The 11718-nt window shown below is 52.0% G+C and carries 12 protein-coding genes; 5 read left to right on the top strand and 7 right to left on the bottom strand.

Going from position 1 to position 11718, the window contains the following annotated elements; translation table 11 throughout:
• Positions 1-47: 47 nt before the first annotated feature.
• Together msrB and EVX52_RS05560 are read left to right on the top strand one after the other, a co-directional pair.
• Complete coding sequence (msrB, locus tag EVX52_RS05565) at positions 48-461, top strand: peptide-methionine (R)-S-oxide reductase MsrB (protein ID WP_129990801.1); 414 nt, start codon at positions 48-50, stop codon at positions 459-461.
• A gap of 95 nt (positions 462-556) precedes the next feature.
• On the top strand, positions 557-829 hold the full coding sequence (locus EVX52_RS05560; protein WP_129990800.1) for a YeaC family protein: 273 nt from the start codon (positions 557-559) through the stop codon (positions 827-829).
• Between the two features lie 92 nt (positions 830-921).
• On the opposite strand, the gene EVX52_RS05555 is transcribed toward EVX52_RS05560, so the two are convergent.
• The 3 genes from EVX52_RS05555 to EVX52_RS05545 form a co-directional block, all read right to left on the bottom strand.
• Complete coding sequence (locus tag EVX52_RS05555) at positions 922-1737, bottom strand: carbohydrate ABC transporter permease (protein ID WP_129990799.1); 816 nt, start codon at positions 1735-1737, stop codon at positions 922-924.
• Complete coding sequence (locus EVX52_RS05550) at positions 1737-2609, bottom strand: carbohydrate ABC transporter permease (RefSeq protein WP_129990798.1); 873 nt, start codon at positions 2607-2609, stop codon at positions 1737-1739. The genes EVX52_RS05555 and EVX52_RS05550 overlap by 1 nt, the downstream gene beginning before the upstream one ends.
• 98 nt (positions 2610-2707) lie before the next feature.
• On the bottom strand, positions 2708-4054 hold the full coding sequence (locus EVX52_RS05545; RefSeq protein ID WP_129990797.1) for an extracellular solute-binding protein: 1347 nt from the start codon (positions 4052-4054) through the stop codon (positions 2708-2710).
• A gap of 555 nt (positions 4055-4609) precedes the next feature.
• Between EVX52_RS05545 and EVX52_RS05540 the strand changes: the two genes are divergently transcribed.
• Both EVX52_RS05540 and EVX52_RS05535 read left to right on the top strand, forming a co-directional pair.
• Positions 4610-5212 (top strand): GNAT family N-acetyltransferase, encoded by a 603-nt coding sequence (locus EVX52_RS05540; RefSeq protein ID WP_129951140.1) that lies wholly within the window; start codon positions 4610-4612, stop codon positions 5210-5212.
• A 10-nt stretch (positions 5213-5222) separates the two neighbouring features.
• Entirely contained in the window at positions 5223-6308 is a 1086-nt protein-coding gene (locus EVX52_RS05535; protein WP_129990796.1) for an ABC transporter ATP-binding protein, read from the top strand.
• A 48-nt stretch (positions 6309-6356) separates the two neighbouring features.
• Here the strand turns inward: EVX52_RS05535 and EVX52_RS05530 are convergent, their stop codons facing one another.
• Together EVX52_RS05530 and EVX52_RS05525 are read right to left on the bottom strand one after the other, a co-directional pair.
• Positions 6357-7484 (bottom strand): ROK family transcriptional regulator, encoded by a 1128-nt coding sequence (locus tag EVX52_RS05530; RefSeq protein WP_129990795.1) that lies wholly within the window; start codon positions 7482-7484, stop codon positions 6357-6359.
• Positions 7481-8407, bottom strand: a complete 927-nt coding sequence (locus EVX52_RS05525) for a BadF/BadG/BcrA/BcrD ATPase family protein (protein ID WP_129990794.1) — start codon at positions 8405-8407, stop codon at positions 7481-7483. Before EVX52_RS05525 ends, EVX52_RS05530 begins: the two co-directional genes overlap by 4 nt.
• A 318-nt stretch (positions 8408-8725) precedes the next feature.
• On the opposite strand from EVX52_RS05525, the gene EVX52_RS05520 reads away from it, so the two are divergent.
• Positions 8726-9886 (top strand): Gfo/Idh/MocA family protein, encoded by a 1161-nt coding sequence (locus EVX52_RS05520; protein WP_129951144.1) that lies wholly within the window; start codon positions 8726-8728, stop codon positions 9884-9886.
• A gap of 78 nt (positions 9887-9964) precedes the next feature.
• Here the strand turns inward: EVX52_RS05520 and pncA are convergent, their stop codons facing one another.
• Both pncA and ansA read right to left on the bottom strand, forming a co-directional pair.
• Positions 9965-10594: a bifunctional nicotinamidase/pyrazinamidase gene (gene pncA / locus EVX52_RS05515; protein WP_129951145.1), complete on the bottom strand. Its 630-nt coding sequence runs from the start codon at positions 10592-10594 to the stop codon at positions 9965-9967.
• 14 nt (positions 10595-10608) lie between these two features.
• Entirely contained in the window at positions 10609-11622 is a 1014-nt protein-coding gene (gene ansA / locus EVX52_RS05510; protein WP_129951146.1) for an asparaginase, read from the bottom strand.
• Between the last annotated feature and the right edge of the window lie 96 nt (positions 11623-11718).

The following is an 11718-nucleotide window of genomic DNA, read 5'->3' as shown; positions in this document are numbered from 1 at the left end:
AAACTGTTATTTACGTTGATTTTTATATTCGTCAGAGAACGAAAACTATGGGCATAGAAACTAAATCCTCCTGTACACTCGAACAACTCACTGAAATACAACGTTATGTCACACAGAAACGCGGCACTGAACCCCCGTTCACCGGAAAGCTGCTGCACAACCGCCGCGAAGGGATTTATCATTGCGTGGTCTGTGACTCAGCCTTGTTCTACTCTGATACCAAATACGATTCCGGATGTGGCTGGCCAAGTTTTTATCAACCCGTTCACCCGGATGCGATAAATTATCTCACTGATAATTTGCATAATATGGCGCGTATTGAAATCCGCTGCACCTGCTGCGGGGCCCATTTGGGACATGTTTTCCCGGATGGCCCGAAGCCGACGGGTGAGCGTTACTGCATAAACTCTGCTTCAATGAGCTTCACTGATGGCAAAAGCGGCGATAAAACCGCCGGTTAATGCGTATGAAAATGGTGATGTAATCTAACCGACAAAATCGATTCAGCTATTATTCAAGCCGTATGAATAATCGCGCACGAAAACGAGGTGCCCAGATGGAAATTAATCAACTTATTGATGTGATGACGCCGGAAATTTATTCACGCCTCGCCCTGGCTGTTGAACTCGGGAAATGGCCCGATGGTGTCGCACTGACACCGCAACAGAAAGAACACAGCCTGCAGGCCGTAATGCTGTACCAGTCGCGTCACAATGTTGATGCCCAGCATATGAGCATTGGCACGGACGGGCAGATCGTTACGAAAAGCAAGCAGGAACTGAAACAGCAATTCGCGCAGGATATGCTGATTAAGCTTAAGCCTGAGTGAGTGCCCTGCTAGCGAAAGGGGGGTGACTGATAAAAGGCGCAGATGAGCGCCTTTAAGGATGAATTTTTTAAGGCAGCGGGAAGATATTGGCTCTATTTGACGGCACCTTCCGTCACGCCGCTGATAAATTTGCGCTGAAATGCCAGAAATACCGCCACGATGGGCAGAATAGCAATCATGGCACCGGCCATCAGTTCCGGAATATTTAAGGTGTTTTTATTCTGGAAAAACATCATGCCGATCGGCAAAGTGCGCAGTTCATCTTTATTGACCAGGATCAGCGGGATCAGAAACTCGTTCCAGGTCCAGATAAACAGTAACAGCGACAGCGTTGACAGCGTTGGCCAGATAGCCGGTACCAATATCCCCCACAAAATCTTGCTGCGGCTCGAACCGTCCATCACAGCCGCTTCGACCAGCTCTTTCGGCACCTGCTGGAACGCAGTGGCGACCATTAGCGTGCTGAAGGGGATCGAAAGCGCAACCTGCGGAATAATCAGCGCCAGATAAGTGTTTGTCATGCCCACCCAGTGCAGCTCATGGTAAAGCGGAATAATAAAAGCTTCCGAAGGTAAGACCATGCCCAGCCCCAGCAAAAATGCCAGGAATTTTTTCCCCGGCAGGCGCAAAAAAGCAAAACCAAATCCCGACAAAATCCCGGCAAAAATGCTGATGACGATCACCGGAATGACCACAATCACTGAATTCAGAAAGTAAACATTAAAATGACCTTCGCGCCAGGCGGAAAGATAGTTGCCGAGTTGCAGGCTGCCCGGCAGGGTGAAGGCTCCCTGAAACAGTTCTGCCTGGGTCTTGAAAGAGGTCATCAGGGCCAGCAAAAAGGGCAGAATAGTCATTATTGCTATCAGCCAAATCACACTGCGTGAGAAAAGAGAAGTGCTACGCATTAACGACGCTCCCTGAGTGCCAGATGGATTAATCCATTTAGAATAAACACCATCACCATACCGATAATCGCCACAGCGGAGGCATAGCCAAAATGGCGTAAGTCAAAACCTTGTTGATACATATAAATATTAGTGACCAGAGTCGAAGTACCAGGCCCGCCATGGGTCATGACGTAGACCAGGTCGAAGGATTTGATGCCCGCGATCACTGTCAACAGCAGCGCGACGCGGATTTCCGGTTTTAGGGCCGGCAGCGTAATGCGCATGAATTTCTGCCGGCGGCTTGAGCCGTCAAGTTCCGCCGCCTCAAGCAGTGAGGGATCCATGCGTTGCAAACCAGCCATGAACAGCACCAGGCAGAAGCCAAAAAAATACCAGGTTGCGACGAAGCCCACCGCAGGCAGCGCCCAGTTAAAATCGCCCAGCCAGGCTAAGGCGAGTTGTGGCTGTCCAACGGCGCGCAGCAATTGATCGATCGGGCCAAATGCCGGGTTGTACAGCCAGCGCCACACCACACCCAGCACCGCCATTGGCATGATATAGGGCAGGAAAAACAGAATACGCAGCATGCTGCGCTCAACGTGGTGACGGGTATCGTTAAGGAAACTGCAAAGCGCGAGGCCAATGACTATCGGGCAAAGCGTGTAAAACAGCAGCAGCAGGGCGTTGTTAGCAATGGAAGTCCAGAATGTTGCATCGGAAAACATACGAACAAAATTCTGTATGCCGATGAATACAGGCCACGAGGTTCCATCCCAGGCAGTAAAACTCGCCCAGATTGAAAACAGCAGCGGTGCCAGCAGAAATACGCCGTAGATCAGCAGCGACGGCAAAACAAAAAGCATATTTTGCAGCATTGATTTATTGAGCATGGATACGCCTCATGGTTACCCTCATCATGACCTTCTGCTTTACTGAGGTGACAACAGGCCTGTTAGCCTGTTGTCACATTTTGGGCTGTCTTTGCGCCTTAATGCTTTAGGGTTTTAAGGTATTGCTGGTAATTTTCGTCAAGCTTTTCAGTCAATTGCTGAGGTGTTATGCGTCCGGCCAGCAGTTGTTGCACGTTGGCATTCAATACGTCACCCATGGTCGGCGTTGCCCAGTCGACATAATGGCCCAGTCCGTCATTAGCATTGACGGTAGTCCAGACTTGGTACACGTCGGCCAGCAGCGGATTATCAGCGGGAAGTTTGGCATTTTTATCTGCCGAGGCGGGCAGGAAACCGGCTTTAAGCCAGGCTTCGGCAACCTTGTCAGAAACAATGTAATTAATGTATTTCGCCGCAGTGTCCTGCTGCGCTTTGGTTTTGGCGGTGACTGTAATAGAGAACGGTAAATCAGTTCCGCCCACCATCAGCGGTGCTTTTACGCCTGGCACGGCAGGCATTGCCGAGAAATGAATGTCTTTATTCGGTTTAAACTGCCCCATGTACCAGGTGCCACTGATGAAAAAGGCGGCCTGGCCATTCTGAAACAGTGAAGCGGCATCATCGCGACCCATCCCCTGATAACCCGGGAAGAAATAGCCTTGGGCATTCCAGTCCTTCATGATTTGAGCGGCTTTTACCAGCTTGCTGTCTTTAAACGAACCTCCCACGTCATAAATCAGATCGTCCAGCGTTTTGCGATCGCTGCTTTCAATTTGCTCTTCCCAGAGGGTTGAAAGCAACTGTGCACCCACAGAACCATCGAGCAGACCGAGCATGATGGGCACGGTGCCTTGTTGTTTTAACCTGGCCAGCGCGGCTTCAAACTCCGGCATAGTTTTAGGTACCGGTATTCCGGCTTTATCCAGCACGGCTTTGTTGTAGTACAAACCCACCATTTCGCCGAGGCTGGCTACGCCATAAAGATGACCGCTGCCAAAGTCTTGTGTATCAGACCAACGGTTGCGTTTGAGGATCGAACTCGGAAAACGCGTTTCCCAGCCGTACTGCTTGGCGTAGGCGTCCATGGGAAAAAGCAACTTCTCTTTGACCAGAGCCCCCATGTCACCGCCGCCCTGGTTAACCTGTGCCACCTGCGGGCCTTCGCCGGAGGAAAGCGCCAGCTTCAGCGGAATGCGCGTGTCGTCAAAGGAGTGAACGCTGCGGGTGATTTTCTCACCCGGATTCTGGGCCTCGAAATCTTTGATGGCCTGATCAATGACCTCAGTTTGCGAAGGGTGGTTATAGATATCCCAGGCAGCGATTGTCCCGGCCTGTGCCGGCAGGATACTCAGTCCGAGGGAGAGAGCCAGCAGTGAAAGCAGGGCGCGTGGCGCACGATTGCCGACGGTGTGATGAAGATGTGGTGCATGCAAGGCTTTAGACATGGTGGTGCGTTCCTCTCAATCCAACACAAACAGGCATCCCTTTCTTTGGCGGCAAAGGCACATCCGGCACTTTGCATGATGTTTTGACTCAAAATTCACCCGACTATCAATACTTACTTTAATCATAAAATAAAGTCAAACAGCTTTTCGTATGACTTGTGACCGATTTAAAACCAGATTAATCACTGCTGTTAGGGCTAAATCATGCGGTTAAACACTGTACAATATGCTCACTGCAATGTAATTATTTTAAATGTCAGTGAGAAATTCATATGAATATACTGAACAGTGATTTCCCGGCTAACTTATTGTCAGTCATAGGATAAATTTATGGTTATGTGCACGGAGTTGCGTAATCTTTACAGCGCGTTAGCCGGGTAATAAAGGATAGGATGTTAACGGGGAATGAGCCGGTAATCAGTTTTTCTTTTGGGTGAACCTGTGATCGTCGTCATAGGTTGACTGATTGCCCGGAATGGCAATTATTATATATTGCAAACTAAGTAGGCATTCTTTAGTTTAAAGACAGGTTTTATACAACCCTGGGGACTTTTTATGCCAACGCCGTCTGTTATTATTCGCCAGGCCACAACCGGTGACCTCGACGTCCTGTCCGCAATTTGTTTGAAAACGTCCGACGCCGGCCAGGATGGCACGGCGCTGTACAGCGATGCCACCTATCCTGGGCTGCGCTTCTCTGTACCCTATGCCGTATTAGAACCTGATTTAGCCTTTGTGCTGTGTCAGAACGATCAGGTTGTTGGCTATGTGGTCGGCACCCGGGATACGGTGGCGTTTAACCGGCGTCTCGAAACGCAGTGGTGGCCAGCCCTGCGTGAAAAGTTTGCCGGTCGTCAGCCTGTCGCGCCGCTTGATGACAAAGTGCTGGATGCCATTCGCCAACCTTCTCCTGCTTCCGATGAACTGACCGGCACTTATCCCGCACATCTGCATATTAATATCTTGCCCGCCGCACAGAAGGGCGGACATGGCCGGATGATGATTGAAACTGAACTCAATGCATTACGTGCAGCGGGCGTCAGCGGCGTACATCTTGGTGTCAGCCTGCAAAACGAGCAAGTTTGCGGGTTCTATTCCAGGCTGGGATTCAAATTTCTGATGCGCAGCAATGCCATTTATATGGGCTTAATCTTATAAAAGAGGACTTATGGCTAACCTACAGCTCAAGGCGATCAAGAAGTCCTATGAAAACGTCAATGTGATCCACGGCATCGATCTGGAGATTAACGACGGTGAATTTGTGGTGTTTGTCGGCCCGTCGGGCTGCGGCAAGTCAACGCTGCTGCGCATGATTGCCGGACTGGAAGAGATTACACAGGGAAGCCTCTGGGTAGACGGCGTAGATATGACTCAGCAACCCGCAACCGAACGCGGGATTGCCATGGTGTTTCAGTCTTACGCTCTGTACCCCAATATGACCGTGCGCGGTAATCTAAGCTATCCGCTGGAAGTGGCGAAACGCCCGAAAGCGGAGATCAAACGGCTGGTCGGGTTGACAGCACAGAAGTTGCATTTAAACGAACTGCTTGACCGCATGCCGCGCGCGCTCTCCGGTGGTCAGCGCCAGCGTGTCGCCATCGGGCGGGCGATTATCCGCGAGCCACGAATTTTCCTTTTTGATGAGCCGCTGTCGAACCTGGACGCCGAATTGCGTCTGCAAATGCGCATTGAAATTGCCAAACTCCATGAATCCCTGGGCAACACCATGATTTATGTGACTCACGATCAGCTTGAAGCGATGACGCTGGCGGACCGCATTGTTGTGCTGCGACAGGGCGTGATTGAACAGGTGGGTTCACCGCTCGGGCTTTACCATGATCCTGACAACATGTTTGTCGCCGGTTTTATCGGTTCTCCGCGGATTAACTTTATGGCGGCTGAGGTGGTGGCGGCCACCGGGGGGCACGTTCAACTACGTATTGCGGCGCTGGGTGTAGAAAGCCTGATTGTACCGCTCCTGCATCCACCGGGTGAGGGCGGAAAGGTCTGGCTGGGGGTCCGTCCTGAACATTTCGTTTCTCCGGACAGCGCGGATTGCCAGTTCAGCGCCACATTAACCTTTGCTGAACGGCTGGGCCACACTAACTACCTTTATCTGGATTATGAGGACGAGAAAACGTTGGTTGTTGAACAACGTCAGCTGGAGTTGTGTGCCAACGGCGACACCGTCAGGTTTGGCATCAATGCAAAAGAGTGCCTGCTGTTTGCGCAAAGCGGTGAGAGAATTCGCTAAGTTTTTCCCGTCGGTTGCCTCCTCCCGACGGGAGGAGGCTCCGCTCAGTTACTCTTCGTCTGCCGATGCCGCTAAAATATCAATCAGTTTATTCACCGCAAAGCCCGCTGCGCCCAGCGCCCACATCCTGTTTGAATCAGTGAGAAACATCAGCGGCGTCAGTTGCGGCGTGAGTTTCAGGCGGTTTGCCTGAAAATTCATGGTGATGTTTTCCAGCAAGATCCGCGAGGCCATAGAAGGTTCCATCGCCAGATAAACAACATCCGGATCGAGTGCTATCGAGAGGTTGGCAAGTGAGATGCCGATGTACTGCCCGGCACTGGCCAAAATTTCAAGTGCGGCGGGAGAGGGATGTTGATCAATTTCAAGCAGATTGGTCATTTCAGGGCTATTAGTTTGTGCCGCCAGCGCCTTGAGAATAGCGCCTGAAGATGCGACTTCCTCCAGATTGGCTGATGTCCCGTCACCAATCAGGCCGTTTCCAATTTCTCCCGCCGTCCCGTGCCTGCCGCGATAGAGCTGGCGTTCGATAATGATCCCCGCGCCAATCCCCTTGCCGTAGGTGGCAATAATCGCCGATTGCGCATTGCCCAACTGACCGAACACCAGTGTGGCCAGTGCCATGGCGTTGGCATCGTTTTCGATATAAACCGGTATGTTGAAGCGCTCGGCCAGAATGTTGGCAATGGGCACATTTGTCCAGTCCAGGACTTTGGAGCGAACGCACGAGCCGCTGTCAGGGTCGACAATACCCGATAACGCCAGCCCGATTGCTCCGACTTTGTTGGCATCTACACTTTTAAGGAATTTCGCCAGCGCATCGCTGAGCTGTTTAGGCGTCATGGCGCCGCTCGGAATTTGCTGTTCGCCAATCAGCCTGCCGTTAAGATCGGTCATCACAATCAGATTGCGTTCAGCGTTAAGCTGAATACCCACTACGGCTGCCTGATCCGGATCAAGACCCAGTAAAATTTTGGGGCGTCCCATCGATTCCCGGCGCAGACCAAGTTCGTGGATGATGCCTTTTGCCAGCAGCCGGTTAGTGGCCTGAGAAACCGTCGACATACTTAATCCGCTGCGGACTTTCAAATCAGACTGGCTGATGGGGGCGTTTTCGACAATCAGACGCAGGAGGCGGGCCGAAACGTTAGGAGCAATTTTGTTAGCAGCGGTCATAATTTTAGGCGGTCATCTTTTGTGTAAGGGGGGCGTTGCGTTGAATTTAGCACAAGCGTTTGATGATGTGCTGCCAACAACAACGCGCCCTGCAGGGCATCACCCTGCGGTGCAACCAGTTGTTGCTGTAATTTGGGTGAAAGATAGGGAGTCACAGGTTGTGCAATGCCGCCCATCAGGCAAACTTTAGCCTGACTGGTGTTCACCAGAAAGGAAAGATGTTGCCCGATATCTGCGGCAAGGCGATGAACCAGCGACAGAGCGTTGCTGTCCTGACGCGCGGCATGTTCGAAAACCCACGGTGCAAATGTTCCCCATTGCGCGGGCGTTGCCGCAAGCGTCCACTGGAGCATATTTTCAGGGCTGTTGTCGAAATACGCCATGACGATATCTGTGAGCGGCGAGGGCGCGGAAAGACCCTCGTGGCAACGCAGGGCGAGCCGAAGTGCGCTGCGGCCCAGCTGCGCGCCGGAGCCGCCATCGGAAAGGGCAAATCCCCATCCACCGACGGAATGAAAGTGCTGACCGTCGTAGGCCGTTCCCTGACTTCCGGTGCCGACAATCAGCACCGCGCCTGGCTGGCCCGCGTGTGCGCCGAGGCAGGCAATCTCCACATCGGAGGCGATGTCCCGTTGCAGAAAGGGCATCGGCCAGTCCAGCGCCTGCTGACGAATGCGGGTAACATTTGCACCGGCAAAACCAAAGGCGGCAGCGGTTTTTTGATGCGAACCTGCGGGGAGTTCAGCAATACTGAAGCAGTTTTCAACGGCGGCCAGCGCGGCGTCGATTGCGCCCTTAAAGTCGCTGAATATGTTGGCTGAGCCTGTGCTGCTATGTGCCAACACATTGCCCTGATGGTCGGTAAGTCGTGCCCGACATTGTGTTCCACCGGCATCAATTCCAACGAAGTATTCTGGTTGCAAAATTCCCCTCCTGCCTGACGCCGCAGCACAAGCCTTATAAGCTATTGAAACGGATGACCTGTGATGAGCCAAAAGATAGGGTAAAAAAACATAAATCGCAACAGTAAAAAACATCGAAAATAATTATAAAATTAATATCAATATATTCAATGATATAAATCAATAATGCTCTTTATGCGCTGTCAGGTTTGTTGACATTACTTTTATCACCGTAATAAGTTGGTGTTTAATCATTATACAATTGTATGCCGGGCGACCTTCCTCCGGCGCAGACCTTAGCATTGAGCTCACCTTATTAAGGCAGCCAGGGGATAAAACATGAAAGTAGGCATTGTCGGTCTCGGTTTTCGCATGTCCAATGTGGTTAATGAGTTTCATAAGGTAGACCCGGAATTTAGTATCGCCGGGTACGTTGACCCCGCGCCTGCCGGTCTGCCTAATCTTCATACCTTTGGTATCAAGCCGGGAGATGCGTATTCGTCGCTCGATGATCTGCTTAAAAATGCCGATTTCGACCTGTTAATGGTGGGCTCACCAAATTATCTGCATCTGGAGCATGTCAGGGCTGGCCTTGAGGCGGGTAAGCGAGTGTTTACTGAAAAGCCAGTGGTGATTAACGAAGAGCAAACCCTGGCGATGGCCGCGCTGATCAGGCAATACGGCTCAGACAATATTATTGTGGGTCTGGTGCTGCGCTATTCGCCGTTGTTTATTGATTTGATGCACGCCAGGCAGCAAGGGTTGTTGGGGGAGATTGCTTCGATTGAGGCCACCGAGCACATCCGCCCGTTCCATGGCGCTTTTTTCCAACGGGACTGGCGTCGCTATGAGAAATATGCCGGCCCGTACATTCTGGAAAAATGCTGCCACGATATCGATCTCTATCAGGGCCTGATGGGGGAAAGACCGGTGAGAGTGGCGAGTTTTGGCGGGCGAAAGTCGTTCACACCAGATCAGGAACCCCGGGGTGATTTTAACGCCAGTGCCGGGCTTTACCATAGTAAACCCAGCGGCTGGTCAGGTACCGATGCGGTATTTACCAGCGATGCCGACATTATCGATTACCAGACTGCGTTGATTGAATATAGCGGCGGTGCAACGCTGGCGTTTCACGCCAATCTGAACGTTCCTGATGAATTCCGCCGTTTCTGCGTGATTGGCTCACAGGGCATGGCAGAGGGGGACTTTGTACGTAATTTCTTCCGGGTTCATGATGCACGTTCGGGGGATAAAGTAATTTCTACCGAATACGAAGGTAATGCCTATGACGGTCATTACGGTGCGGATGCACTGATGGCCGAACATGTAGTGAAACATCTTAAGACAGGCAGCCCGCTTAATGTCTCTGTGGTGGATGCACTTGAGGCCGGGTTAACGGCAATAAAAATCGACGAAGCGCGAAAAAAACGTTCAGTCATCGATTTAACAGAAAGCTGGCAGCGTTTCGATCAAGAGTTAGGCCGCGTATCATCATCTTGACCCCCGACACCAGGGAAACCTTTGCGGCAAACCGCCCTCCTTTTCGGGGCGGTTTTTTTCATAAGCCGGAAGACAGCGTCAGCCGGTAATATCCGCAGACGTACTGATTTTCGCACCCGCCTTACGCAGGGTCACAACCGCTTCAGTACTGTCTTCTGGCTGTAAGTTGACACCACGGCAGCCGTCGGTCAGCAGGGTCACCTGATATCCCAGTTCCAGCGCATCCAGCACGGTGAATTTCACACAGTAGTCCGTCGCCAGCCCCATCACATATAAATGCGTGATCTGCGCCGCTTTCAGCCAGTCATTGAGCACCGTTGCAGCACGATGTCCGTTGTCGAAGAATGCACTGTAACTGTCGATGTCAGGATTGGTGCCTTTCTGCACCACAAAATCCACCAACGGCAGGTTCAGTGCCGGATGAAATTCTGCGCCCGGTTCATGCTGAACGCAGTGAACCGGCCACCAGACCTGCGGCAGGCCGTTAAGCTCGCCCTGCGTCCAGGGCTCCGCGCGGGAATTGGTAGCAAAGCTGCGATGACCGGCAGGATGCCAGTCCTGCGACGCCACCACGGCAATATCTTGTTCTTTACACCACGTCATCATTTTATTGGCGACCGCAACCGTGGCGTCGCCGTCAGTCACGGCCAGTGCGCCACCGCGACAAAAATCGTTTTGCAGATCGACCAGCAACAAAGCAGATTTCATCTCGCTCCCCTTATTTATTCAGTCAGTTCACCGCGCAGATTTTGCTGCATCAGTTCGCGGATGACCTGCGGAGAATGCGACTGACTCAGCAGATAATGCAGTTTAGTCAGCGCCGCTTCTACGGTCATATCAAAGCCGCTGATCACGCCTGAATGGGCAAGGGCATTGCCGGTGGCATAGCCGCCCATGTTGACGCGTCCTGAGATGCATTGGGTCAGATTGACTACCACGATGCCACGCTCAGACGCGTCTTTCAGCACTTTCAGCAGATCACCTTTTTGCGGGGCGTTACCGACGCCGTACGAACGCAGGATCAGCGCTTTCACCGGTTGCATCAGGAAATTTTGTACCACTTCGGCTGAAATGCCCGGATAAATTGTCACCACGCCAATGGGCTGCGGTGTAATGTGGTGAACTTTCAGTTTCGCCGCAGGCACTTGTGGCAGTGAGGGGGTGGAAAGGCGGCGGATGTGGATCCCGGCTTCCAGCAGTGGCGAAAGGTTCGGTGACGCAAAGGCATCGAAACCATCGGCATGTGCCTTGGTGCTGCGGTTACCCCGGTACAGGCGGTTATTGAAGAACAGGGTGACTTCGTTGACCGGATGATTCGCCGCGATATACAGCGAGTTCAGCAGGTTGATTTGCCCGTCAGAACGCAATGCTTCCAGTGGGATTTGTGACCCTGTCACAATAACCGGCTTGCTCAGGTTTTCCAGCATGAACGACAGGGCGGAAGCGGTAAACGCCATGGTGTCGGTGCCGTGCAGGATAACGAAACCGTCATAGTCGTCATAATGCGCCTGGATATCGTCGGCAATGTGTTGCCAGTCTTCCGGCGTCATGTCGGAGGAATCCATCAGGGGCGCATATTCCTGAATAGTGAATTCAGGCATTTCCGGGCGGTGGAACTCCGGCATCAGCGCCAGCTGGCGTTGTAAATGGCCGGAAACCGGAATGTAACCCTGTTCAGAACGCTGCATACCGATTGTGCCGCCGGTATAGGCAACGTAAATAGATTTTTTAGTCATCGAGAGGTTCTTTTTTTAGAAAGGTGAAAGCAACTGCCCTAAGTATAAAGACTTCGCGGCTGGCGTCCCACCATAAAAAAGCCCGGAGTTCTCAGC

Origin of the sequence: Rahnella sp. CFA14(1/10), from assembly GCF_004195095.1 — a bacterium.
Taxonomy (GTDB): domain Bacteria; phylum Pseudomonadota; class Gammaproteobacteria; order Enterobacterales; family Enterobacteriaceae; genus Rahnella; species Rahnella perminowiae.
The sequence above is the reverse complement of the archived record's forward strand: the minus strand, read 5'-3'. Positions and strand labels throughout refer to the sequence as shown.